We start from the raw sequence: 24,322 nt of genomic DNA on the forward strand, positions 1-24,322 counted from the left end.
ACGGCCCCGCAGCCGTTACGTCAGAGCCAGTCGTCCGGGCGCGGCCACGGCATCAGCGCCGACAGCGCGTCCTTCGCCGGTTCGGTGACCGCGTACCGGCCGCGGTGGAACAGCAGCGGCCGCGCGTCCGACGGCGCGCCCAACGCGGTCACGCGGCCGATCACGACGTAGTGGTCGCCGGCCTCGTGGACCGCCTCCAGCGCGCAGTCGATCCAGGTCAACGCGCCGTCGAGCAGCGGTGCCCCGGACGGCGCCGGCGTCCAGCCGACCCGGGCGAACTTGTCCTCGCCGCGGGCGCCGAACACCGCGCTGACCTCCTGCTGGTCCTCGGCCAGCACGTTGACCGCGAACCGGCCCGCCGCGGCCAGCACCGGCCAGGTCCGGGACGTGCGGGCCGGGCAGAACAGCACCAGCGGCGGGTCCAGCGACAACGCGGCGAACGACTGGCAGGCGAACCCGGCGAGCGTGTCGCCGTGCCGGCCGGTGACCACCGTGACACCCGTGCAGAAGTGCCCGAGGACACTGCGGAAGCCGGCTTGGTCGACCGCCACCGCGGTCATGCGCCCGGGGGCCGCGCGCCGACCGAGAAGTCGTGGCCCCACAAGGAAACCGCGGTGCTTTCGCGGGCGATCCAGTTGTCGTCGTCGACCTGCCGGCCTTCGCAGCCGAACTCGACGTCGAAGCCGCCGGGGGTCTTCATGTAGAACGACAGCATCAGGTCGTTGACGTGCCGGCCGAGGGTGGCCGACATCGGCACCTTGCGCCGGATCGCGCGGTCGAGGCACAGGCCGACGTCGTCGGTGTTCTCCACCTCGACCATCAGGTGCACGATCCCGGACGGCGTCGGCATCGGCAGGAACGCCAGGCTGTGGTGACGCGGGTTGCAGCCGAAGAAGCGCAGCCACGCGGGCGGCCCGTCGGCGGGCCGGCCGAGCATCTGCGGCGGCAGGCGCATCGAGTCGCGCAGCCGGAAACCGAGGACGTCCCGGTAGAACCGCAGCGACGCCTCGTCGTCCTTTGTAGACAAAACCACATGGCCGAGACCCTGCTCGCCGGTGACGAACTTGTGGCCGTACGGGCTCACCACGCGCCGGTGCTGCAACGCGACGCCGTGGAACACCTCCTGGGTGTTGCCGGACGGGTCGTCGAAGCTGATCAGCTCGTCGACGCGGCGGTCGGCCAGCTCTTCCGGCGTGCCTTCCTTGTACGGTACCGAAGCACTGTCCAACCGCGACCGGATCTCGGCGAGCTCGCCGGCGTTGGCCGCCTCCCAGCCGGTGGTCGCCAGCCGGTCGGCCGGTCCCGGCGTGATGACCAGCCGCGCCGGGAAGTCGTCCATGCGCAGGTAAAGCGCGTCGGGATTCGTACCGCTGCCTTCGACCATGCCGAGCACCTTGAGCCCGTACTCGCGCCACGCCGCCATGTCGGTGGCTTCGATGCGGAGGTAGCCCAGTGACCGGATGCCCATCAGGAACTCCCGAGGAAGTCGAGGGCCAGCCGGTTGAACTCGTCGAACTTCTCCAGCTGGGCCCAGTGCCCGCAGCCGCCGAACACGTGCAGCTGCGCGCGCGGAATCGTCTTGAGCGCCACGAGCGCGCCGTCCAGGGGGTTGACGCGGTCCTCGCGGCCCCAGATCAGGAGCACGCGCTGGCGCAGCCGGTGGGCTTCGCGCCAGAGCATGCCTTCTTCGTAGGTTTCGGGGTGGGCGAACGACTTCCCCATCGCCCGCATCGCGGCGAGGGACTCCGGGGTGTTCGCCGCGGCGAAGCGTTCGTCGATCAGCTCGTCGGTGATCAGCGCCTGGTCGTGGACCATGATGCGCAGGAACGCTTCCATCCGCTCCCGGCTCGGTTTCGCGCCGAACTTGCCGAGGTTCTTGACGCCCTCGGTCGGGTCGGGCGCGAAGAGGTTGACGCTCAGCCCGCCCGGGCCCATCAGCACCAGCCGGCCGGCGCGTTTGCCGTGGTTCAACGCGAACCGGACCGCCGCGCCGCCACCGAGGGAGTTGCCGACGAAGTGGGCGCGCTCGATGCCGAGCGTGTCCATCAGGCCGGCGACGGCGTCCGCGCTGTGCCTGAAGTACTGCGGGTGTTCGGTCGGCTTGTCCGACCGGCCGAAGCCGGGCTGGTCGACGGCGATCGTCCGGTAGTGCTTGGCGAACTCCGGCAGGTTGCGGCCGAAGTTGCTCCACGCCGACGCGCCGGGCCCGCCGCCGTGCAGCAGGATGACCGTCTCGGCGTGTTCCGCACCGGCTTCGTGGTAGTGCAGTTTCAGCGAACCGGCCTGGACGTACTTGCCTTCGGGAGCAGCCATCAGTACATCGCGTTCTCGACGGGGAGCCCGAAGACCCCGGTGCCGAACATGACGTACGCGCGCTCGGCGTCGTTGGCCGCGTGGACCCGGCCGGCGTGCGCGTCGCGCCAGAAGCGCTGGATCGGGGTGCCGCGCTGGATCGCGCGACCGCCGGAGTTCTCGAAGAGCCGGTCGATCGCGGCGATCGCGCGTTCGGTGCCGCGGACCTGGTCACGCCGCACGCGCAGGCGCAGATCGGAGGGCAGCCGTTCCTCGCGCTTGGCCAGTTCGTACAGCTCGTCGATGTTGCGGGTCAGCTGCAGCCAAGCGGCGTCGATCTCGCTGGCCGCCTCGGCGATCCGGACCTTGGCGAACGGGTCCTCTTTGGACTGTTCACCGGCGTACGCGGCCCGCACGCGCTTGCGCTGGTGCTCGACGTGCGCGTCGTAGGCGCCTTGGGCCATGCCGATGATCGGCGCGGTGATCGTGGACGGGTGCACCGAGCCGTACGGCAACCGGTACAGCGGACCGGGGTTGACGGCCTGGCCCGGCACCTTGCACTTCGACGTCGCGATGAAGCTCAGCGCCCGGTGCTGCGGCACGAAGACGTCCTCCACGACGATGTCGTTCGAACCGGTACCGCGCAGGCCGACGGTGTCCCAGACGTCCACGATGGTGTAGTCCGCGATGGGCAGCAGGTACGTGCAGAAGTCGACCGGTTTGCCGTCCTTGAACGCGGGTCCCCCGAGCAGCACCCACGTGCAGTGGCCGGAGCCGGAGGAGAAGCTCCAGCGGCCGGACAGCCGGTAGCCGCCGTCGACGACCTCCGCCTTGCCCATCGGCGCGTACGACGAAGAGATCCGCACGTCCTCGTCCTCACCCCAGACCTCTTGCTGGGCCTGGGCGTCGAACAGCGCGACGTGCCACGGGTGGACGCCGAGGATGGAGGCGACCCAGCCGGTGGACCCGCACGCGCTCGCGATCAGCTTGACCGCGGTGTAGAAGCTCACCGGGTCGGATTCGAGCCCGCCGAACGGCTTCGGCTGCAGCATCTTGAAGAACCCGGTCTCCTGCAGGGCCTTGACGGACTCCTCGGGCACGTTCCGCGCGTCCTCGGTGTCCTGGGCCCGTTCCCGCAGGACCGGCAGGAGGTCCCGGACCCCGGCGATCACCTGCTCGCTCATGCGCACTCCTTCTGTCTCTGCGCCAAGACTAGAACACGTTCTCGTTTTTGTCGAGAACGCCCTGCGCCAGGGCACTGTTGATCCCTGCCCTGCGGCCGGAAAACACGCAGTCGGCCAGGGACAACCCGCTCACGTAGGACCTGGAACAGATTCCCACCGCGGTGCGGCCGGCGGCGTACAGCCCCGCGATCGGCTCCCCCGCCGTGCTCCGCACCGCGCCGGTGTCCTCGTCGACGACCAGGCCACCGAGGGTCAGCATCGGCGTGGGATACCCCAGGTTGGGCCGGACCGAGATGTCGATGAGCGAGAACGGCGGGTGCTCGAGCCGCCGGCGGAACTCGTCGGGCTTGCCGACCGGATCCGAAGCGCCGTGATAAGCCTCGACGCTCGCGCGCAGTCCCCGCGGATCGACGCCGGCCTTGCGCGCGGCCTCCTCGACCGTCGCGCCGATCACGCGGCCGCGTCGCAGCAGGTAGCGCAGCTGGAGCCATTGGAACCACTGGCTTTGCTTCCGGCCGTCCCGCCGGGCCTCCGCGACGATCGGCGCGTCGACGAGCAGCCAGCCCTTGCTCTCGTGCTCTTCGATGAGCTTCTCGCCGACGGCGGCGCCGTACCGGGACTCGTCGATGACCCGCCGGCCACCCGCGTCGACGATGATCCCGCCGAGGAACGCGCTGGGCGGCGTCACGAACCGCCACGCGGAGACGCGGCCCAGCTCGCCGGTCGCACCCCCGGCCTCGACACCGAGCCGGATGCCCGACCCGTTGTCGGCGGACGTGCCGAGCGCGAGCCCGCCGCGGTACCGCGGCGCGTGCTCGCGCACCATCTCGCGGTTCGCGATGAACCCCCCGGCGGCGAGCACGACCCCGCGCCGGGCGGTGATCCGCAGCTCACGTCCGTGCGCGCGCTCGAAGCGTTCGACGCGCCGGTGCAGCGACTTGCGCAACGAGGGCACGTAGATCCCCGGTTTCGCGGCGTACTGCGCGAAGCGCTGGTGCCGCGCCCGCACCCGTGCGGGGGCGTCGCTCAGCGAGTCGGCGACGAGCCCGGTGACGCGGCCGTCCTCTTGCACCAGGCTCCGGACGTGCGTCTGCGTCAGCACCCGGATCCCGCGCTCGCGCACCGCCTCTTTCAGGCGGTTCATCAGCATCTTTCCCGAGGTTCCGGGCCCCTTGACCCGGTGCCCGCGAGGGGCGGGCTTCGCCGCGTCGCGGAACCCGCCCGCGGCCTCGCTGCCGGAGTAGTACAGGTAGTGGTCGTCGCTGGGGTACGACGTCTTGTACGGGCAGAGGCTGCCTTCGAACGGCACGCCGTTGCCCTCCAGCCAGGTGATCATCTCGCGGCTGCCCTCGCAGAACCGCCGGAGCGTCGCCTCGGAGACGACGTCCCCGGCCTCGAGCCGCAGGTAGGCGTACATCGCGTCGACGGAGTCGTCGACGCCCGCGTCGAGCTGCTGGGCGGTACCGCCGCCCGCGTAGACCACGCCGCCGCTGACCGCGCTCGCGCCGCCACCGGCGAACCGTTCGACGATGATGACCTCGGCGCCCGCGTCGGCCGCTTCGAGGGCGGCGCAGGCGCCGGCCGCCCCGAACCCCACGATGACCACGTCCGCGAAGAGCTCGTCCATGGTCGCTACCCTAGAACTGAAACACGTTCTCGTCTATGGTGACGGAAGCGGCTCCCAACTGGATACTCATTTCGTGGAACACGTTATAGGTAGGGTGCAATGACGGAGCAGTTCGACGTCGTCGTGGTCGGCAGTGGCGCCGCCGGGATGACCGCCGCGCTGGCCGCAGCGAAAGCCGGTCTGAGCGTCGTCGTCCTGGAGAAGGCGGCCTGCTTCGGCGGCTCGACCGCCCGCTCCGGCGGCGGGGTCTGGCTGCCGGGCAACCACGCGCTGCGCGCCGCCGGGATCGACGAACCCCCCGAGCGGGCGCGCGAGTACCTGGCCTCGATCGTCGGCGACGTCGTCCCGGCCGTCCGGCGCGACACCTTCCTCGACCACGGCCCCGAAGTCCTGAAGTTCGTCTGCGACCACACGCCGCTGAAGTTCCGGTGGGTCCGCGACTACAGCGACTACCACCCCGAGGCGCCCGGCGGGCGGCCCGGCGGCCGGTCGGTCGAGCCGATGGCCTTCGACGGCAAGCTGCTCGGCGCCGAGCTGGCCCACCTCGAACCGCCGTACAGCGCTCCCCCGCTCGGCGTGCCGATCACCCAGGCCGACTACCGCTGGCTGAGCCTCCTCGCGCGGCACCCGCGCGGCGCCGTCCGGATGCTGTCGCTCGGCGTCCAGTGGCTCGTCGGGAAGCTCCGCGGGCAGCGGCTGCTGAGCATGGGGCAAGCGCTTGCGGCCGGCCTGCGGGTGGGCCTGACCAGGGCGGGGGTCGAAGTCCGGCTGAACACGCCGCTGGTCGACCTGCGGGTCGAAGACGACCGCGTCACCGGCGTCGTGACCCCGGACGGGGTCGTCGGGGCCCGGCGCGGGGTGATCCTCGCCAGCGGCGGCTTCGAGCAGAACCTCGAGATGCGCGAGAAGTACCAGCGGGCGCCGATCGGCATCGACTGGACCGTCGGCGCGGCCGCCAACACCGGCGACGGCATCACCGCCGGCCTCAAGCTCGGCGCCGCGCTCGACCTGATGGACGACGCCTGGTGGGGGCCGTCGCTGCCGCTCACCGGCGGGCCGTGGTTCGCGCTCGCCGAGCGGTCGCGGCCGCGCTGCATCATGGTCGACGCGCGCGGGCAGCGGTTCGTCAACGAGTCGGCGCCCTACGTCGAGGCCGTGCACGCGATGTACGGCTCCGGCGACGGCCCGGGCGAGCACATCCCCACCTGGCTGGTGTTCGACCAGCGCTACAAGGACCGGTACATGTTCACCGGCGTCGGGCCGCGCCAGCCGCTGCCCGGCCGCTGGTTCAAGGCCGGGATCGCGGTGAAGTCGGCCACGCTGGCCGGGCTGGCCGCGAAGATGGACGTCCCGGCCGACGGCCTGGAAGCCACGGTGACGCGCTTCAACGGCTTCGCGCGCAACGGCGTCGACGAGGACTTCCAGCGCGGGGTCAGCAAGTACGACCACTACTACGGCGACCCGCGCAACAAACCCAACCCCAGCCTCGGCCCGCTCGACAAAGCGCCGTACTACGCGGTGAAGATCGTGCCGGGCGACCTCGGCACCAAGGGCGGGCTGCGGACCGACGAACAAGCACGAGTCCTGCGCGAAGACGGCTCGGTCGTGCCGGGCCTCTACGCCGCGGGCAACGTCAGCGCGGCCGTGATGGGCCGGACGTACGCCGGGCCGGGCGCGACCATCGGCCCGGCCATGGTGTTCGGCTACCTTGCGGCGACGCGGCTGGCGCACGAAGATCAAGGGACCACGGGAGGCGAGCGATGACGCAGGAGTCAGTACGCACGATCTACGCCGGTGAGCCGCCGACCCGGTTCGCGCGCGGCTGGCACTGCCTCGGCCTGGCCGAGCGGTTCCGCGACGGGAAACCCCACGCCGTCACGGCGTTCGGCACGAAGCTCGTCGTGTTCGCCGACTCGCGCGGAGAGTTGAACGTCCTGGACGGCTACTGCCGGCACATGGGCGGCGATCTCACGCAGGGCAGCATCAAGGGCGACGAGGTCGCGTGCCCGTTCCACGACTGGCGCTGGAACGGCAAGGGCAAGTGCGTCTCGATCCCCTACGCCAAGCGGGTTCCGCTGCGCGCGCGGACGCGGTCGTGGACGACGTCGGAGCAGAACGGCCAGCTCATGGTCTGGCACGACCCGGAGGGCAACCCGCCGCCGGAGGAGCTGGCCATCCCGCGGATCGAGGCGGCCTACAGCGACGAGTGGAGCAACTGGACCTGGGACGAGATCTTCATCGACGGCTCGAACTGCCGGGAGATCATCGACAACGTCGTCGACATGGCCCACTTCTTCTACATCCACTACGCCTACCCGACGTACTTCAAGAACGTCTTCGAGGGCCACATCGCGACGCAGTACCTCAACACCAAGGGCCGCCCGGACATGGGCATGGCGTCGAACTACGGCGGCGAGGACAACCTGCTGCGCTCGGAGGCGTCGTACTTCGGGCCGTCCTACATGATCAACAAGCTGGTGAACTCGTTCCAGGGCTACGAGATCGAGAGCGTGCTCATCAACTGCCACTACCCCGTGACGCCGACGTCGTTCGTGCTGCAGTACGGGATGAAGGTCAAGAAGCAGCACGGGCTCACCGACGAGCACGCGGACAAGATCGCGGCGAAGCTGGCGCGCGGGATCGGGGCCGGGTTCCTGCAGGACGTCGAGATCTGGAAGCACAAGACGCAGATCGACAACCCGCTGCTGTGCGAAGAGGACGGTCCGGTCTACCAGCTTCGCCGGTGGTACCAGCAGTTCTACGTCGACGCGGCCGACGTCACCGAGGACATGACCCGGCGCTTCGAGTTCGAAGTGGACACTTCGAAGGCGAACGAGGCGTGGGCGGCCGAAGTCGCCGAGAACCTGGCGCGACAGAAGACCGAGGCGGAAGTGTGACCACCGCCGAGCAGACCGAGTTCCTGTCGGGCGGGCTGCGGCCGCACGAGTGCCGCAGCTGCGGGACGTGCGTGCTGGTGAAGAAGAACAGCATCCAGCACACGAGCATCCAGTGGACGTCCCGGCCCGCCGACAGCTGCCCGGTGTTCGCGGACGCGGACGGCCCGTCGGCGCTGCTCGACACGTGCCCGAAGCTGGCGGACAGCATCGGCGACGCGGTCCGGGAGGGCTCACTGGCGGTGGCCGATGGGTGAGCGGGTCTACACGCTGACCGTAGCCGACGTCGTCGTCGAGACGCCGGACGCGCGCTCGGTGGTCTTCGAGATCCCGCCCGAGCACGCTTCGGCGTTTTCCTACACCGCCGGGCAGTTCTTGACGTTGAAGATCCCCAGCGACCGGACCGGTTCGGTGGCGCGGTGCTACTCGCTGTCGAGCGCGCCGCACGAGAACCGCGTGCAGGTGACGGTCAAGCGCACCGACGGCGGGTACGGGTCGAGCTGGGTGTGCTCGTCGCTTCGCCCGGGGATGACCGTGGACGTGCTGGCGCCGGCTGGGGTGTTCTGCCCGACCTCGGTGGACGAGGACTTCCTGCTCTTCGCCGGCGGCAGCGGCATCACGCCGGTGATGGCGATCCTCAAGACGGCGCTGGAAACCGGGTCCGGCCGGGTCGTGCTGGTCTACGCGAACCGCGACGAGAATTCGGTGATCTTCGCGGGCGAACTGGCGTCGCTGGCGAAGCGGCACGGCGATCGCTTGGTCGTCGTGCACTGGCTGGAGAGCGTCCAGGGCCTGCCGGACGTGTCGCAGCTGCGCGGGCTGGCTTCCGCTTATACGTCTCATGAGGCTTTTCTGTGTGGTCCGGCGCCGTTCATGGCCGCCGTGCGGGAGGCGCTCGGGCAGCTCGGGGTGCCGCGGGACCGGGTGCACGTCGAGAAGTTCACGTCGCTGACCGGGAACCCGTTCGAAGCCGTCGTCTCCGAGGAAGAGCCGGTTGCGGATTCGTCCCCGGCGGCACTGACGGTGACTCTCGACGGCGAGACGCGCTCGATGGCGTGGCCGCGGCAGCGGAAGCTTCTGGACCACCTGCTGGACGCGGGCTTGGACGCGCCCTACTCGTGCCGCGAGGGACAATGCAGTGCGTGCGCGTGCCGGATCGTGTCGGGTGAGGTGAAGATGCTGCACAACGAGGTCCTGGACGTCGAGGACATCGCGGACGGCATCGTGCTGGCCTGCCAGTCGCTGCCGGTCACCGACGACGTCTCGATCAGCTACGAATAGGAGCTCCCGCGTGCCCATCGATCCCGCGGTCGCGATCGGCGCCGAGATCGGCGAGGTGAACTTCGCCTGGACGTCGTCGGACGTGCTGCTCTACCACCTCGCGCTGGGAGCCGGCCCGGACGAGCTGCGCTACACCTACGAGCAGGACCTGGTGGTGCTGCCGACGTTCGCGACGGTCGCGGCGAACCTGCGCGTGTTCGACCCGCCGGCGGTGTCGTTCCCCGGCGTCGAGATCGACCTGGCGAAGGTGCTGCACGGCAAGCAGGAGATCACCCTGCACCGGCCGATCCCGACGGCGGGCAAGGCGGTGGCCCGGTCGCGGATCGCGGACGTGTACGACAAGGGCAAGGCCGCGGTGGTGATCCAGGAGGTGTCGGTCACGTCGTCCTCGGGCGATCCACTGTGGACGGCCCGGTCGAGCATCTTCGCTCGCGGCGAGGGCGGGTTCGGCGGCTCGCGGGGGCCGTCAGACCGGATCGAGTGGCCGTCCCGCGCGCCGGACTTCGTCTTCGAGACGCCGACGTTGCCGCAGCAGGCGCTGCTGTACCGGCTGTGCGGCGACCGGAACCCGTTGCACGCGGACCCGGCGTTCGCCCGGGCGGCCGGGTTCGACCGGCCGATCCTGCACGGGCTGTGCACGTACGGGATCGTGGCCCGGGTGCTGGTGAACGAGCTCCTGGACGGCGACCCGGCGCGGGTGGCGTCGTTCTCGACGAAGTTCGCCGGGGTGGTGTTCCCGGGCGAGACGCTCCGGACACGGGTGTGGCGCTCACCCGACCGGCTGCTGGTGACGACGTCGGCGGTCGAGCGCGACGACGCGCCGGTGCTGGCGGACACGGTACTGGTGCCCACTTCGTGAGACCGTCCCGGCCGTCGCCCGCTACCGTGGAGGGGTGACTTCCGAATACTTCGTGGTGCGGGGAACGGTCGAACACGGCGACGAGCGAGGCCGTGAGCTGGGCTTTCCCACGGCGAACATAGCGCTGCGCGACCAGGCCGGCTCGATCGGCGACGGAGTGTGGGCGGGCTGGGTCCGTCGCGAGGACGGAACGAACCTCCCGGCGGCGATCTCGGTCGGCCGCCGCCCGACGTACTACGGAGCGGACGGGTACCGGCTGCTGGAGGCCCACATATTGGACTTCACGGGCGATCTGTACGACGAGACGCTCGTGGTGTGGCTGGGGTCCCATCTGCGGGAGCAGCAGAAGTACTCGTCGGCGGAGGACTTGATCACGGCGTTGAAGAACGACATCGCGGCGGCGACCCAGTGGACGACGGAGCACCCGGCGGCTTCGCTCCCGGCGGTGGGCGAGAGCCCGCTGGGCGAGGTCCGGCGGGTTGAGGGCTGACCCGCCGGCCCGCGCGGGCTGAGCGGGCGGCCGGTCCGGTCCGGATGACGTGAATGACTCATTCATGTCACCTGGCGACAGGAATGAGTCATTCACTACATCCGGGCCGCCTCAAAGAGCCGCAGCCAGGAGCATATAGCCCATCCCGGCCCCCATCGCCGCCCGGCACACCGCGCGCGAAGCCTGCCCGGCCCGCGCCGACGCGCCACCAGCGGCGCCGGTTACGACTCCGGCACCGGCGTCAACAGCAACAGCGTCCGCCGCGGCTCCAGCACCAGCGGCACCGTCCACCGCTCCGAGCGCGGCCCCCGCCGCGCCGCGCACCACTCCCACCCCCGACCAAGCCGCGTCCACCACGAAATACCCCGCCGCAACCACCGCCACCACCGGCAACGCCAACCCCGAATCCATTGTGGACATGGTCAGCCAAGGGCCGTGGTCCATGCCGCCGTGGGGCATCGCCGTCACCATGTAGCACATCGCCGCCGCCGAAAGCGCGTGGTGCGCGCAGCCCGACCGGCGCCCGCGCCACCATGCCACCGCGAACCAGCCCGCCGTCAGCGCCAGGACCGCCTGCCAGCCCGCCGCCGGGATCGGGCCGCCCACCGGGGACAGCATCGCCACCATCGCCACCACCAGCAGCAGCTCCGCCAGGTCGCCGTGGCGGACCGCCGCCCCGAGGCGGGCGTAGTCGAGGCGGACCAGCCGCAGCACGCACGGCAACGCCAGCGCCGCGAACGCCGCCGTCAGCGCCCAGTCGACCACCATCGCCAGTCGGCCTCACTCTCCGTCGTGGGTGGTGTATCCACCGTGACACCCACGACGGCCACGCACCAGCCGTCAATGAGGTGAGGCTCAGTCACCCGTCAGGATGAGTCCACTGGTGGGCACCCCGGTACCCGCCGTGACCAGCACCCGCGACGCCCCGCCGACCTGGTTGGCCGCCGTGCCGCGCAGCTGGCGGACGCCCTCGGCGATGCCGTTCATGCCGTGGATGTACGCCTCGCCGAGCTGCCCGCCGTGCGGGTTGAGCGGCAGCGCGCCGTCGAGCTCCAGCGTGCCGTCGGCGATGAAGTCCTTCGCCTCGCCGCGGCCGCAGAAACCCAGTTCCTCCAGCTGCATCAGCACGTACGGCGTGAAGTGGTCGTACAGCACGGCGACGTCCACATCGGACGGTCCGAGCCCGGACTGGGCCCACAGCTGCCGGCCGACGACGCCCATCTCCGGCAGCGCGGCCAGGTCGTCGCGGTAGTAGCTGGTCATCACGTACTGGTCCGGCCCGCTCCCCTGCGCCGCCGCGGCGATCACCGCCGGCGGCCGAGCAAGGTCCCGCGCCCGGGAAAGACTCGTCACGACCAGCGCGACCCCGCCGTCGCTCTCCTGGCAGCAGTCGAGCAGGTGCAGCGGCTCCGCCACCCAGCGCGACGCCTGGTGCTCCGCCAGGGTGATCGGCCGTTCGTGGAACCACGCGTTCGGGTTGGTCGCCGCGTGCTTGCGGTCGAGCACCGCGATCCGGCCGAAGTCCTCGCTCGTGGCGCCGTAGTCGTGCAGGTACCGCCGCGCCACCATGGCGACGGTCGCCGCCGGGGTCGCGATGCCCATCGGGTAGTGGAACGCGTTGTCCACACCGGACGAATTGACCTGCCCGGCCGCGGCCGAGGACACCTGCCCGAACCGCATCCCCGAGCGCTCGTTGAACGCCCGATAGGCGACAACGACGTCCGCGACGCCGGTCGCCACCGCCATCGCGGCCTGCTGCACGGTCGCCGCCGCCGCGCCGCCGCCGTAGTGGATGCGGCTGAAGAACTTCAGTTCGGGAATCCCCAGTTCCCGCGCCACGGCGATCTCCGCGTTGCCGTCCATGGTGAACGACACCAGGCCGTCCACATCGGACGGCGTCAGGCCGGCGTCCGCCAGCGCGTGCGAGATGCATTCGGCCGCCAGCCGCAGTTCGCTGCGCCCGGAGTCCTTCGAGAACTCCGTCGCGCCGATCCCCACGATGGCCGCCTGGCCCGAGAGCGTCACGGCAGCGTCACCTCCACGGTCCCGGCGACGTGCTCGCCGAGACTGTCCACTCCGGACACCGAGACGACGACGTCCCGGCCCGAAGCCGACAGCACCCGGCCGGTGAACGTCAGCGTGTCGTAGGCGTAGCAAGGAACGCCGAGCCGGATCCTGATCGACCGGATCAGCGCCTCCGGCCCGGCCCAGTCCGACACGAACCGCTGCACCAGGCCGGTGTCGGTGAGGATGTTGAGGAAGATGTCCTTCGATCCGCGCTGGACCGCGGCATCGCGGTCGTGGTGCACGTCCTGGAAGTCGCGCGTGGCCAGCGCCGTGCTGACGACGAACGTCGGCGTCGCCTCGATCGTCAGCGGTGGCAGCTCGGTTCCCTCGGTGACGGTCATCGGGCCACCTTCCACGCGGGCAGCGTCAGGTCGTCGTCGACCCGGACGAACGCCGCCACCACCGGAAGTCCGATGTGGACCTCCTCCGGCGCCGCGTCCAGCAGCTCGGCCATCACCCGGACCCCTTCTTCCAGCTCCACCAGGGCCACGACGAACGGCAGCTCCTTGCCCGGCACGGGCGGGTGGTGGTGCACGACGTACGAGAACACGGTCCCGCGGCCACTCGCGACGACGTAGTCCGGCTTCGCGTCCAGCGCGCCGTCCGGCGGCATCGGCCCCGGCGGGTGCCGCAGCGTCTCACCCCAGCGCTGGATCCGCAGTTCGCCCTGGCGGAGGCCTTCCCAGAAGAACTCCGTGTCACGACTGATCACCGGCCGCAGGACCGGCGCGGGCGGCGGCTTCGGTGCCGGTGGGCGGAACTTCAACACCCGGAACATCATTTCCGCGACGGCTTCCTCGCCGACGTACCAGGTCATCCGCGTGGTGACGAACCAGCCCTCGCCGAGGGCAGTCCTCTTCGGACCGACGACGCTCTCCAGCCGGGTCCGCGCCTCGACCTGCTCGCCCGGACGCAGGTAACGGTGATAGGTCTGCTCGGAATTCGTCGCGACGACCGAGGTGAACCCGGCTTCGTCGAGCAACTCCATCATCAAACCCAGGGGGTCGTCGCTCCCCCGCGGGACGTTCAGCCCGCCCATCGTCCACACCTGCGCCATCGCCGGCGGTGCGACAAGTCCCTTGTGGACGCTCCGGGCGGCGAACTCCGGGTCGGTGTAGACGGGGTTGGTGTCCCCGATCGCTTCGACCCAGTTGTTCACCATGGCCTGGTTCACCGGATCACGCGCCAGGCGCGGCGCGCACTCCCCGCGGGCGGCGATCTCCTCGGCGGTCTTCAAGATGTCGGTCATCGCGGCATCCTCGGCAGGCCCAGGCCGATCGAGGCGATCAGCTCCCGTTGGATTTCGCTGACCCCGCCACCGAAGGTCAGCACGATGTTGCGCTTGGCGGAGACGTCCAGCCACTCCGCCAGCTCGGCGGTGTCCGGATCGGACAGATCGCCGTGGCGCGCCACCAGTTCTTCGAGGTTCCGGCCGATCCGCTGGATGACTTCGGAGCTGAAGACCTTGGTCGCCGAGGCGTCCGCGACGGCCACCGGCGCACTCGCCGAGGACACCGCGACCTGCCAGTTCAGCAGCTCGTTCACCCGCGTCACCGCCACGGCGTCGGCCAGCACGGCCCGCACGTCGGCGAGGTCGAGCAGGCCGTGGGCGGCGGCCCAGGCGCGCACGCGGTCGTACAGCCCGCCGATCCGCCCGGCCGGGCCGAGCATTACGCGCTCGTGGTTGAGCTGCGTCGTGATCAGCCGCCAGCCCTCGTTCTCCTTGCCCACCAACCGGTTCACCGGTACGCGGACGTCCGAATAGTACGTCGCGTTGACGTGGTGGGCGCCGTCGCAGGTGATGATCGGCGTCCACGAGTAGCCGGGGTCGCTCGTGTCCGCGATGAGGATCGAGATGCCCTTGTGCCGCGGCGCGTCGGGCGCGGTCCGGACGGCGAGCCAGATGTAGTCGGCGTCGTGGCCGCCGGTGGTGAAGATCTTCTGGCCGTTGACGACGTACTCGTCGCCGTCGCGCACCGCGGTCGTCCGCAGCGCCGCGAGGTCGGTGCCCGCTTCCGGTTCGGTGTACCCGATCGCGAAGTGGATTTCCCCGGCCAGGATCTTCGGGAGGAAGAACGCTTTCTGCTCGTCGGTGCCGAACTGCTGCAGCGTCGGCCCGACCGTCTGCAGTGTCACCGACGGCAGCTGGACGTCGGCGCGCACGGCCTCGTCGACGAACAGGTGCTGTTCGATCTCGCCGAAGCCCTGCCCGCCGTACTCGACCGGCCAGCCGACGCCGAGCCGGCCGTCGCGGCCCATCCGGCGGACGATCTCGCGGAACACCGGTCCGTGCCGTTCGCGCCGCATCGCCTGGCGTTCGTCGGGGCTGATCAGCCCGGCGAAGTACGCGCGCAGTTCGGCGCGCAGTTCTTTCTGCGCCGCGGTCAGTTCGACGTGCATCCGCTCACCCCGCCACTCGTTCGCCGAGCTTGCCGAGCCGGTGCGCGGCGCCGCCGAGCGTCCGGCCGAGATCCTTCACCTGCGACGAATACCGGTGCAGCGGATAGGTTTCGTCGACGCCGACCCCGCCGTGCAGGTGGTGGCAGGTGGCCAGGGCCACGGGCGCCTGGGTCGCGAGCCAGTACGCGGCGACGTCGAGTTCGGCGTCCGCGTCGAGGCCGGCCGCCAGCCGCCACACCGCGGACGTGACGGCCAGGTGGACGGTCCGCGCGGCCACGTAGACGTCGGCGATCTGGCCCGCCACCGCCTGGAAGGTCGCCAGCGGTCGGCCGAACTGGGTGCGCTCGCCCACGTGCTTCACCGTCAGGGCCAGCGCGCCGGCCAGGAGCCCGTCCCCGAGCGCGAGCGCACCCGCGAGCGCGAACCGGTGCAGCGCCGCGACGGCACCGCGGTCGAACAGCAGGTCGGTCTCCTCGACGGCGACGTCGTCCAGGCGCACGGTGCACTCCGGCGTCCCCGCCGAGGTCGGTGTCGGGACGAGCGTGACGCCGTCGGCGCGCGGGTCGACGAGGTAGACGGCGGTGCCGTGCGGCGTCGACACGGAGGTGAGGATCCGGGTGGCTTCCGCGGCGGAGGGGACGGCGGTCTTGACGCCGCTGAGCAGCCACTTCCCGCCGGCCGCCCGCGCGGTCGTGGCGGGCTCGGCGGCGAGCGGGGCGGACGGCTCGTTGAGGGCTGCGGTGAGCAGCGCCTCCCCCGCGGCGACCGGCGGGAGCAACTCCGCGCGCTGCGCCGGGGTGCCGAGCGTCTCGATCGGCAGGACGCCCAGGGCCAGCGTGGCGTAGGCGGGGACCGGCGCGGCGGCGCGGCCGACCTCGGTGAGGACCTGCGCGACCTCGGCGATGCCCAGGCCGTCGCCTTCCAGGTCCGGCGGCAGCGCGAGGGCCAGCAGGCCCGAAGACGCGAGCGCGCGCCAGGGATCGTCTTCCACCACCCGCTTTGGGGGGTCCGTCGGGGCGGAGCCCCCCGGGCGGGGTCCGGGGGTTGCACCCCCGAGATCACCGAGCACTTTGGCGGCGAGGGCGGCGATCTCCGTCTGCGTATCGTCAAGGGTGAAGTCCACGCCCGTCCCTCCGGGTTCGGCGCAATACTGAAACCTGTTCTAGTCTTAACCGGAAAGGGTCGGTACGGCAACCCCCGGCGGAGGACCTGGATGGCGGTGACCGAACGCGGCGGCGCGCGCCGCCGGCTGATCACCGTGCCGCCGACCGCCGGCGTGCCCGACCCGGTTCCCCTCGATCTGCCGGCGCGGGGCCGGACCGTCGTCACCGACGTGGGGCCACGGGACGCGCCCGCGCTCGTCCTGCTGCACTCGGTGGCCTGCACGGGCCTGCTGACCTGGTATCCCGCCCTCGACCGGCTGGCGCGCGACCACCGCGTCGTCGTGTTCGACCAGCGGTGGCACGGTCGCGGCATCCGGTCGCCGGAGTTCCGGCTCGCCGACTGCGCCGGAGACGTCGTCGCCGTCGCGGACGCGCTCGGCATCGCCCGCTTCGCGCTCGCCGGGTACTCGATGGGCGGGATGGTGGCCCAGCTCGTCGCCCACGCGGAACCAGAACGTGTTACCGGACTGGTCCTCTGCTCGACCGCGAGCAACTTCCGCCGCGGGCTGCGCCAGCGCGTCGCGCTCGACGTGTTCGGGCGGACGCTGCGGCAGCTGCGCGAGCGCGTGAAGCTCCCGGTGGCGCCCGGGGCACCGCCGCGGCGCGTCGAGGACTACCGGTGGGGCCTGCGGGAGTTCCGGTCGACCACGCCGTGGGAGATCGCGGTCGCCGTCGACGAGATCGGCCGGTTCGACTCGACGCCGTGGCTCCCGACGCTGCGGCTGCCCGCGGCCGTCGTCGTGACCACGAAGGACCGGTTCATCTCCCCCGACCACCAGCGGTCGCTGGCCCGCCGGATCCCCGGCGCGGCGACGTACGAGGTCGCGGCCGGGCACGCCGCCTGCGTCCTGGGCGCCGACCGCTGGGTGCCCGCGCTGCTCGCCGCCGTCCACTCCCTGTGAGGAAGGAATCCAGATGGGACGCTTCAGCCTGCCCGACGAGAAACCCGGCGGCCTCGACTCGCCCGTGACGGCCAAGGTCATGAAGTACGGGGCGAGAGCCCAGGTCGCGGTCTTCCGGCTGACCGGCGGGCGCGTCGGCAGCACGTGGCGGATCGGGGCCGGCTTCCGCAAGCCGGTGCCGACGCTGCTGCTGGAGCACCGCGGGCGCAAGTCCGGCCGGCTGTTCACCACGCCGCTGCTGTACCTGCGCTCCGGCGAGGACGTCGTCATCGTCGGCTCACAGGGCGGGCTGCCGAAGCACCCGCAGTGGTACCGCAACCTCCTGGCGCACCCCGAAACCCGCATCCACCTGAAAGGACGGCGGAACGTGCCCGTCACGGCGCACGTGGCCGATCCGGACGAACGCGCGGACCTGTGGCCCCGGCTGGTCGAGCTCTACGCCGACTTCGCGAAGTACCAGGCGTGGACCGACCGGGAGATCCCGGTGGTCGTCCTCAACCCGCGGCCTTGAGCAGGTCGGCCAGCGCCTCCGGGAGCGCGTCGGCCAGCGGCCAGAGGTCCTTGACGAGCTCCCGCGCGCCGAGCAGACCGACGTGCACCTTGCCGGCGTTGGACAGCACCGTGACGTTCAGCCCGGCGCCGTGGAAGACCGGGCCGAGCGGGTAGAAGCCGGTGATCCGCGCGCCGAGCAGGTAGAGCGGCATCGGCGGGCCGGGCACGTTGGAGACGACCAGGTTGTGCACCACCGGGTGCTTTTCGGCCAGGCGCAGCGCCGAATACGCGCGTACGGCGAGGCCGAACATCGTGGCCGCGGAGAACTGCGCCCAGTCCTGCAGCATGTCGGCGTCGATGTCGTAGTGGTGGTCCTTGGACAGCCGGTTGGCCTCGGCGAGGAAGAACACGCGCGCGGCCGGGTCGTCGAGGTGCGTCGGCAGCGAGGCGAAGAACGCGGACACCTTGTTGCTGCCGTGGTCGCGTTCGGTCCGGTCGTGCACCGAGACCGGGACGGTCGCGACCAGCGGGTCTTCGGGCAGTTCGCCGCGCGCTTCGAGGAAGTTCCGCAGCGCGCCCGCGACGAGGGCGAGCACGACGTCGTTCACCGTGACGCCGAACGCGTTCTTGACCGCCTTGACGTCGTCGAGGTCGAGCTGGGCGAAGGCGACGCTGCGGTGGCCGGTGATAGTGCCGTTCAGTGACGTCCGCGGCGCGGTGAACGGGACCGGCATCCCCTTGCCGCGCACCGCTTTGCCGAGCCACCGCGGGACGAGCCCGAGCAGGTCGGGCAGCAGCCGGGCGACCTCGGCGGGACGCCGGGCGAGGCTCTCGACGCCGGTGCGGAGCAGCTGCACCGGCGACGGCAGCGCGGGGTTGCGGGGCGCCTCGACGTCCGGCATCGGCGCGTCGGGCTCGAGCCCGGCCAGGTAGGTGATCAGGCTGGCGCCGCTCACGCCGTCGACGCTCGCGTGGTGCATCTTCAGCAGCACGGCGAGCCGGCCGTCGGCCAGGCCTTCGATGACGTACAGCTGCCAGAGCGGGTGCGCGCGGTCGAGCTGCTGGCCGGCGATGTGCGCGCAGAGCTCGGCCAGTTCGGCGCGGTCGCCGGGGGCCGGGACGCCGATGCGGTGCACGTGGTGGTCGAGGTCGAAGTCCTCGTCCTCGATCCACACGGGATGCCCGACGTTCCAGACCGGATTGTGCAGTTTGCGGCGGAACGCCGGAATCACCCGGACCCGCCGGTCCAGTTCGTCCTTGAGCTTGGCGAAGGTGTAGCCGCCGGGGACGGTCGAGCCGTCGAGGACGAGCAGCCCGCAGACGTGCAGGACCTGGGACGACGTCTCGAGGTAGAGGAAGCTCGCGTCGAGGCCGCTCAGTCTCTGCATGACGATCAGCGTAGGCGGCGGGTCACCCTACTCGCCGGTATCATCACCCTGGTGCAGCCGAACTTCCTGATCCGTCGCGCGGTCCAGCTCGGCCTCACGGCGAACGCGCTCCGGCCTTTGCGAGCCCGCTCCACGACGATCCCGGCGTTCTTCGCGGGCTGGCTCACCAGCGAGCTCGCGCCCCAGTTCCTGGCGCTGACGGCGGCGGACTCACTGGCCCACGTGGCCCGCCACGGCGTCCGCGACCGGTCGACGCAGGCGGGGCTGGCGATGGCAGCGGCGTCCGCGGCCGGGCTCGCCGCGCTGGTCCGGACGGGCCACGGCGCCCGCGAGGAGATCGAGTCGGCGCTGACTTCGGCGTTGGGTGAGGACTACGCGGAGGAGCTGGGCCGCTCCGACCTCGGGCTGCCGTGGGGCGAGCTGGCGCTGCCGTTCCGGATGGGCGCGCCGGACGTGCGCGTCGACCGCAACATCGCGTACGCCCCGGGCGGGAAGCGGTTCCTGCTGGACGTGTACAGCCCTGCTGAGCCGGTGACGGGTGCGCCGGTGCTGCTGCAGGTCCACGGCGGCGCGTGGGTGATCGGCAACAAGGAGGAGCAGGGCCGGCCGCTGATGCGCTACCTGGCCCGCCGCGGCTGGGTGTGCGTGGCGATCAACTACCCGCTGTCGCCGGCGCACCGCTGGCCGGCGCATATCGTGGCGGCGAAGCGGGCGCTGGCGTGGATCCGGTCTTCGATTTCCGACTACGGAGGCGACCCGGATTTCGTGGCGGTGACGGGCGGTTCGGCGGGCGGCCACTTGTCGGCGCTGCTGGCGTTGTCCCAGAACGACCCGGCGCTGCAGCCGTCGTTCGAGGACGTGGACACGAGCATCCAGGCGTGCGTGCCGCACTACGGGGTGTACGACTTCGCGGCGACGTCGGGGTCCCGGGCGAGCCAGTACCGGTTGGAGAGCTTGATCGCGCGCCGGGTGTTCGCGGCCGACCGTGATCCGGTTCGGCATCTGGACGACTACATCGCGGCGTCGCCGTTGGACCGGATCTCTTCGGAGGCACCACCGTTTTTCGTGATCCACGGACGGGACGATTCGCTGGTGCCGGTGCGCGAGGCGCGCGAGTTCGTCCGGCGGTTGCGGGAGAAGTCGCGTCAGCCGGTGGCTTATGCGGAGCTGGCGGGGGCGCAGCACGCGTTCGATGTGTTCACTTCGGTGCGTTCGGCCCACGTGGTCCGGGGAGTGGCGCGGTTCTTGGACTTCACTTACCACGCTTGGAAAGCCGAGCACCGGTGATCAGTAGGCCAGGTCCACCGGGCTTGCCGACGGTGGGCCGTCGAGGCGCCACTCCGTTCCCTCGCGGATGAACCGGTACCAGCGGCTGTCGCGGCCGTAGCGCAGCTGTACGTCCCCTTGGGTCAGGCGGTTGCGCCAGACCTTCGGCGTTCCCGGCAGTCCCGCCTCGGCCAGGACTGCCTGGGCTTCGGCCAAGGGGCCCGGGCCTGGCTGCCACGTCTCTCTTAGCGCCGCCATGCCGTCGCGGCCGGCTTCGCGCCAGGCCTCCGCCCACCTCAGCAAGTCGCGCGGGGGCACTCCCGCCGCCGTGGCCAGGGCGGCCGCCTCCGCTTGCGGGCGCGTTGCTGCGCGGCGGGCCAGGTCCTCCTCGAACGTCAGCTGCGTTGCCGTCGCGCCGGTGACCAGGAGGTCGCGGGCCAGCGACGCCGCGTCTGCCGCCAGGCCGGAAAGCGCCGCCGCCGTCCAGCCTGTGCTTGGCGGCGGGTCGAGGTCCAGGACCGCCGGTGGTCCGGCCACCCGCGGTGGTGGGGGCAGCGCCGGGATCGCGCCCGGGCGGCGGGCGTAGGCCGCGCGGGGTGTCAGGCCCTCGTCCACGCGCTTCGGCAGCTTCGGTTTCTCGCCGCGCGCCGGGGCGCGGCGGGACCGCAGCTCGGCCAGGACGTCGGCCCGTGGGCGGCCGCGCAGCAGGAACAGCGTGAACGGGTCGCGGTCCACCTCGTCGGCGACCAGGTAGTACACCGCGGCGACGTGCTTGCACGGGTTCGCCGAATCCGGGCACGAGCACCGCGGCCGCAAGTCGCCCGGGCCGGGCAGCAGGTCGGCGCCCGCCTCGCGCGCCTGCTCGGCCAGGGCGGCCGGCAGCTCGCCGTCGAGCAACGCGGCCGCGTGGCCGAGCTGCGTGCCGACCACGCCGAGCAGGGTGTCCCACTCGCCGTCGGTGAAGGTACGCATCGTGATGGTCACCTTGTACGGCTGCGGCCGGCTGCCGCGCACCCGCGCCGTCATCTCGCCGGCGCCGAAGTGCAGCTCGCTGACCGTGCCCTTGCGCGCGTACGTCCGCCCGCGCGGCAGCCGGTTCGGGTCGAGCTTCGCGCGCTGCTCCAGGGCGTCGACCCAGGCGCGGCCCCACCACGTCGTGCCGAAGTTGCGCCTCGGTGGCATCACCCGCTCCCGAGGCGGACCAGGTCGGCGAGCTCGTCGTCGGAGAGTTCGGTGATCCAGTCCTCCCCCGCGCCGACGATCGACTCCGCCAGCCCCCGCTTCTTCTCCAGCACCTGCGCGATCCGCTCTTCGAGGGTGCCCTCGGCGATCAGCCGGTGGACCTGGACCGGCCGGTCCTGGCCGATGCGGTACGCGCGGTCGGTGGCCTGGTCCTCGACCGCCGGGTTCCACCAGCGGTCGTAGTGGATGACGTGGGTGGCGCGGGTCAGGTTGAGCCCGACGCCGCCGGCCTTGAGCGAGAGCAGGAAGACCGGGATTTCGCCGGCCTGGAACCGGTCGACCATGTCCTGGCGTTTCGCGGGCGAGCTGTCGCCGGAGAGCAGCTCGGTGGGCAGGCCGCGCTCGGTGAGGCGTCGTTCGAGCAGCCGGCAGAGCTGGACGTACTGGCTGAAGACGAGGACGCTCTCGCCCTCGTCGAGGATGACGTCCACCAGTTCTTCGAACGCGGCGAGCTTGCCGGACCGGCCGGTGAGCGCGCCGTGCGGTTCCTTGAGGAACTGGGCCGGGTGGTTGCAGATCTGCTTGAGCTCGGTGAGCAGCCGCAGGACCTGGCCACGCCGTTCGACGCCCTGCTTCTCGCGGATCTCGGCCAGGTTCTCGCGCACGACGGCTTCGTAGAGCGTGGTCTGCTCGGCGGTGAGCGGGACGAACCGGTCGGTCTCGGTCTTGGGCGGCAGTTCCGGGGCGATGTCCGGGTCGGACTTGCGCCGCCGCAGCAGGAACGGCCGGACGGTGGCGGCGAGCCGTTCGGTCACGGCCTTGTCCCGGTCGCGTTCGATCGGGCGCGCCACCGTGCGGCGGAAGCGGTCGAGCGGGCCGAGCAGGCCGGGGGTGGTCCAGTCCACAATGGACCACAGTTCGGTGAGCCGGTTCTCGACCGGGGTGCCGGTGAGGGCGACCTTGGCACGGGCGGGAACCTTGCGGAGTTCCTTGGCGGTGGCGGAGAGCGGGTTCTTGACGTGCTGCGCCTCGTCGGCGGCGACGAGTCCCCAGTCCACTTCGGACAGTGTCTCGCGGTCGCGGCGAAGGACGCCGTAGGTGGCGAGGACGACCTCGTCGGGGGCGAGATCGCCGAGGTGGCGGCTGCCGCCGTGGAACCGGCGGACGGGGATGTCGGGGGCGAAGCGGGCGAACTCGCGCTCCCAGTTGCCGAGGAGGGAGGTCGGGCAGAGCACGAGGGTGGGGCCGGCGGCGGTCGACTCGACATCGAGATCTCCCGACGCCATGACCGAAGCTTCATCGCGCATTCCGCGCTCGGTGGCCGCCAGGGCCCGGCGGTGCAGGTGCAGCGCGATCAGCTGGATCGTCTTGCCCAGCCCCATGTCGTCGGCCAGGCACGCGCCCAACCCCAGCCCCGTCATCGTGGCCAGCCACGCCAACCCCGCCTGCTGGTACGGCCGCAACGTCGCCCTCAGCCCCGGCGGTGGGGCCACCTCGGCCGAAGCCCGGTCGCGGATTCGCGACACCAGGTCACCCAGCACCGGCGGGGCCGTGAACTCGACACGCTCGCCGTCGAGTTCCAGCTCGCCCGTCAACGCCGCCGCCAGGGCCTCGCCCGCCTCCAGCTTCCGCGTGCGTCCCCGGACCCTGGCCAGCAGCTGCGGGTCCACCCGCACCCACTGCCCACGCAGCCGGACCAACGGCCGCTTCGCTTCGGCGAGTGCCGCGACCTCGGACGGCGTCAGCTGCTCGCCACCCAGGCTGAGCTGCCAGCGGAACTCCAGCAGGCTCCGCAGCGCGAACTCCGCCTCCGTCACGCTCGCCGGCGCCTGGGTCGCGCTCGCCTTCGCGTTCACCTCGCCCGCGAACAGCCCCTTCGACCACAGCACCTCGATGCCCGCGCCGCCCAGGTCGCGCGCGCCGTCGGTGAGGAGGTCGACCACCTCGTCGTCGGACAGCTCCAACGACGTCGGCGCCGGCTGGGACAGCACGCGCTCCAGGGGCGCCCACGCCCGCGCGCCGCGGCGGAGGCCGAGCAGCAGCTGCGTCTCCACCTGGTCGCCGAGGCGGCTCAGCACCGCGTCCGGGGCGTCCCACAGCGTCGACGCCTCCACCACCAGGCTCGGCTCCGCCATGCTCCGGACCGCCAGCACCCCGGCGAACGAGTCGTCGTCGAGCCCCTCGACCCGCAGCAGCACCTGGACGCCCCGCGGCTCACGGGCCTCCAGCTCGGCCAGCCAAGCCGCACCGTCCGGACCGAGCAGCGCCGGTTCGCGCGCCGCGAACGCCGGGTCGCCCGCGCCGACCGGGGCCGCCGGGCTGCGCGCCAGGAGGTCGGCCGTCGCGTCCCAGAGCGCGCGGACCAGGGAATCCGGTGAGTGCAGGCGGATGCGTTTCAGCCCCGTCAACGGCAGCGCGTACGCCTCCGGTGGCAACGCGCCGGCCAGGCCGCGCAGCAGCTCCTCGTCGGCCGCGTCCAACGGCCCGATCCGCCACGCCGCCGCCCCGGCCGGGGAGACGGCCGGCCGCAACCGGCCGCGCGCGACGAGGTTCACCCCCGCGTTGACCGCCGCCGACCACGCCGCGACCGCCGGGCTCGCCTCCTCCCCCACCGACAGGAGCCGGGGCAGGGCGCGTTCGAGGGGCACCAGCTCCGCCTCGACCTTCGTCCGCGCGAACCGGGCGCCCCGGGGCAGCACGAGCTCGATCGTGGTCCCGCCGGCCACGTCGTCGCCCCACAAGGCCAGCACGCCGTCCCGCGGGGGATCCGCGGGAAGGTAGGTGGCCCGGGTGTCTGCGCTGAACTCCACGACGGCAACGCTAGAACACGCCCCC

23 protein-coding genes are annotated in these 24,322 nt (G+C 71.6%); 9 read left to right on the forward strand and 14 right to left on the reverse strand.

Features of this window, described 5'->3' with window-relative positions:
- Positions 1-20: 20 nt before the first annotated feature.
- The 5 genes from hsaB to ABFJ78_RS22390 are packed head-to-tail and all read right to left on the reverse strand — an operon-like array spanning position 21 to position 5,103.
- Entirely contained in the window at positions 21-560 is a 540-nt protein-coding gene (hsaB, locus tag ABFJ78_RS22370) for a 3-hydroxy-9,10-secoandrosta-1,3,5(10)-triene-9,17-dione monooxygenase reductase subunit (RefSeq protein WP_364446019.1), read from the reverse strand.
- A complete protein-coding gene (gene hsaC, locus ABFJ78_RS22375; protein WP_436388279.1) occupies positions 557-1,468 on the reverse strand; it encodes an iron-dependent extradiol dioxygenase HsaC in 912 nt (303 codons plus the stop codon). The genes hsaB and hsaC overlap by 4 nt, the downstream gene beginning before the upstream one ends.
- Positions 1,468-2,313, reverse strand: coding sequence for a 4,5:9,10-diseco-3-hydroxy-5,9,17-trioxoandrosta-1(10),2-diene-4-oate hydrolase (hsaD, locus tag ABFJ78_RS22380; protein ID WP_436388280.1), 846 nt, complete (start codon positions 2,311-2,313; stop codon positions 1,468-1,470). The genes hsaC and hsaD overlap by 1 nt, the downstream gene beginning before the upstream one ends.
- A complete protein-coding gene (gene hsaA, locus ABFJ78_RS22385; RefSeq protein ID WP_436388281.1) occupies positions 2,313-3,476 on the reverse strand; it encodes a 3-hydroxy-9,10-secoandrosta-1,3,5(10)-triene-9,17-dione monooxygenase oxygenase subunit in 1,164 nt (387 codons plus the stop codon). Before hsaA ends, hsaD begins: the two co-directional genes overlap by 1 nt.
- A 28-nt stretch (positions 3,477-3,504) precedes the next feature.
- Positions 3,505-5,103: an FAD-binding protein gene (locus tag ABFJ78_RS22390; protein ID WP_436388282.1), complete on the reverse strand. Its 1,599-nt coding sequence runs from the start codon at positions 5,101-5,103 to the stop codon at positions 3,505-3,507.
- A gap of 99 nt (positions 5,104-5,202) precedes the next feature.
- On the opposite strand from ABFJ78_RS22390, the gene kstD reads away from it, so the two are divergent.
- The 6 genes from kstD to ABFJ78_RS22420 are packed head-to-tail and all read left to right on the forward strand — an operon-like array spanning position 5,203 to position 10,627.
- Complete coding sequence (gene kstD / locus ABFJ78_RS22395; protein WP_436388283.1) at positions 5,203-6,867, forward strand: 3-oxosteroid 1-dehydrogenase; 1,665 nt, start codon at positions 5,203-5,205, stop codon at positions 6,865-6,867.
- Positions 6,864-8,000, forward strand: coding sequence for a Rieske 2Fe-2S domain-containing protein (locus tag ABFJ78_RS22400; RefSeq protein ID WP_436388284.1), 1,137 nt, complete (start codon positions 6,864-6,866; stop codon positions 7,998-8,000). Before kstD ends, ABFJ78_RS22400 begins: the two co-directional genes overlap by 4 nt.
- On the forward strand, positions 7,997-8,254 hold the full coding sequence (locus tag ABFJ78_RS22405; RefSeq protein ID WP_400880744.1) for a hypothetical protein: 258 nt from the start codon (positions 7,997-7,999) through the stop codon (positions 8,252-8,254). The genes ABFJ78_RS22400 and ABFJ78_RS22405 overlap by 4 nt, the downstream gene beginning before the upstream one ends.
- Positions 8,247-9,278: a 2Fe-2S iron-sulfur cluster-binding protein gene (locus tag ABFJ78_RS22410; protein ID WP_436388285.1), complete on the forward strand. Its 1,032-nt coding sequence runs from the start codon at positions 8,247-8,249 to the stop codon at positions 9,276-9,278. Before ABFJ78_RS22405 ends, ABFJ78_RS22410 begins: the two co-directional genes overlap by 8 nt.
- A 10-nt stretch (positions 9,279-9,288) precedes the next feature.
- Positions 9,289-10,137, forward strand: a complete 849-nt coding sequence (locus tag ABFJ78_RS22415; protein ID WP_436388286.1) for a MaoC/PaaZ C-terminal domain-containing protein — start codon at positions 9,289-9,291, stop codon at positions 10,135-10,137.
- A gap of 34 nt (positions 10,138-10,171) precedes the next feature.
- Positions 10,172-10,627 carry a riboflavin kinase gene (locus ABFJ78_RS22420; RefSeq protein WP_436388287.1) on the forward strand — a complete coding sequence of 152 codons (456 nt, stop codon included), beginning with the start codon at positions 10,172-10,174 and terminating at the stop codon, positions 10,625-10,627.
- Positions 10,628-10,738: 111 nt separating this feature from the next.
- Here ABFJ78_RS22420 and ABFJ78_RS22425 read toward each other — a convergent pair whose 3' ends face one another.
- The 6 genes from ABFJ78_RS22425 to ABFJ78_RS22450 all read right to left on the reverse strand — a co-directional run bounded on the left by ABFJ78_RS22425 (position 10,739) and on the right by ABFJ78_RS22450 (position 16,217).
- A complete protein-coding gene (locus ABFJ78_RS22425; RefSeq protein WP_436388288.1) occupies positions 10,739-11,395 on the reverse strand; it encodes a DUF5134 domain-containing protein in 657 nt (218 codons plus the stop codon).
- Positions 11,396-11,482: 87 nt separating this feature from the next.
- Positions 11,483-12,652 carry a lipid-transfer protein gene (locus tag ABFJ78_RS22430; RefSeq protein WP_436388289.1) on the reverse strand — a complete coding sequence of 390 codons (1,170 nt, stop codon included), beginning with the start codon at positions 12,650-12,652 and terminating at the stop codon, positions 11,483-11,485.
- Complete coding sequence (locus ABFJ78_RS22435) at positions 12,649-13,035, reverse strand: acyl dehydratase (protein ID WP_436388290.1); 387 nt, start codon at positions 13,033-13,035, stop codon at positions 12,649-12,651. The genes ABFJ78_RS22430 and ABFJ78_RS22435 overlap by 4 nt, the downstream gene beginning before the upstream one ends.
- A complete protein-coding gene (locus tag ABFJ78_RS22440) occupies positions 13,032-13,943 on the reverse strand; it encodes a bifunctional MaoC family dehydratase N-terminal/OB-fold nucleic acid binding domain-containing protein (protein ID WP_436388291.1) in 912 nt (303 codons plus the stop codon). Before ABFJ78_RS22440 ends, ABFJ78_RS22435 begins: the two co-directional genes overlap by 4 nt.
- Positions 13,940-15,094 (reverse strand): acyl-CoA dehydrogenase family protein, encoded by a 1,155-nt coding sequence (locus tag ABFJ78_RS22445; RefSeq protein WP_436388292.1) that lies wholly within the window; start codon positions 15,092-15,094, stop codon positions 13,940-13,942. The genes ABFJ78_RS22440 and ABFJ78_RS22445 overlap by 4 nt, the downstream gene beginning before the upstream one ends.
- Before the next feature lie 4 nt (positions 15,095-15,098).
- Positions 15,099-16,217 carry an acyl-CoA dehydrogenase family protein gene (locus tag ABFJ78_RS22450; RefSeq protein ID WP_436388293.1) on the reverse strand — a complete coding sequence of 373 codons (1,119 nt, stop codon included), beginning with the start codon at positions 16,215-16,217 and terminating at the stop codon, positions 15,099-15,101.
- A 90-nt stretch (positions 16,218-16,307) separates the two neighbouring features.
- Between ABFJ78_RS22450 and ABFJ78_RS22455 the strand changes: the two genes are divergently transcribed.
- The gene (locus ABFJ78_RS22455; protein ID WP_436388294.1) at positions 16,308-17,159 is read left to right on the forward strand and encodes an alpha/beta fold hydrolase; all 852 of its coding nucleotides are present in this window, start codon (positions 16,308-16,310) and stop codon (positions 17,157-17,159) included.
- Between the two features lie 13 nt (positions 17,160-17,172).
- Positions 17,173-17,670, forward strand: coding sequence for a nitroreductase family deazaflavin-dependent oxidoreductase (locus ABFJ78_RS22460; protein ID WP_436388295.1), 498 nt, complete (start codon positions 17,173-17,175; stop codon positions 17,668-17,670).
- Here ABFJ78_RS22460 and ABFJ78_RS22465 read toward each other — a convergent pair.
- On the reverse strand, positions 17,654-19,039 hold the full coding sequence (locus tag ABFJ78_RS22465) for a WS/DGAT/MGAT family O-acyltransferase (protein WP_436388296.1): 1,386 nt from the start codon (positions 19,037-19,039) through the stop codon (positions 17,654-17,656). The two genes, ABFJ78_RS22460 and ABFJ78_RS22465, sit on opposite strands and share 17 nt — an antisense overlap.
- A gap of 51 nt (positions 19,040-19,090) precedes the next feature.
- Between ABFJ78_RS22465 and ABFJ78_RS22470 the strand changes: the two genes are divergently transcribed.
- A complete protein-coding gene (locus ABFJ78_RS22470) occupies positions 19,091-20,326 on the forward strand; it encodes an alpha/beta hydrolase (protein ID WP_436388297.1) in 1,236 nt (411 codons plus the stop codon).
- Here the strand turns inward: ABFJ78_RS22470 and ABFJ78_RS22475 are convergent, their stop codons facing one another.
- Both ABFJ78_RS22475 and ABFJ78_RS22480 read right to left on the reverse strand, forming a co-directional pair.
- Positions 20,327-21,487 carry an SWIM zinc finger family protein gene (locus tag ABFJ78_RS22475; RefSeq protein ID WP_436388298.1) on the reverse strand — a complete coding sequence of 387 codons (1,161 nt, stop codon included), beginning with the start codon at positions 21,485-21,487 and terminating at the stop codon, positions 20,327-20,329.
- Positions 21,487-24,297, reverse strand: coding sequence for a DEAD/DEAH box helicase (locus ABFJ78_RS22480; protein ID WP_436388299.1), 2,811 nt, complete (start codon positions 24,295-24,297; stop codon positions 21,487-21,489). The genes ABFJ78_RS22475 and ABFJ78_RS22480 overlap by 1 nt, the downstream gene beginning before the upstream one ends.
- Between the last annotated feature and the right edge of the window lie 25 nt (positions 24,298-24,322).

It is taken from the genome of Amycolatopsis sp. MEPSY49, from assembly GCF_051337345.1.
Taxonomy (GTDB): domain Bacteria; phylum Actinomycetota; class Actinomycetes; order Mycobacteriales; family Pseudonocardiaceae; genus Amycolatopsis.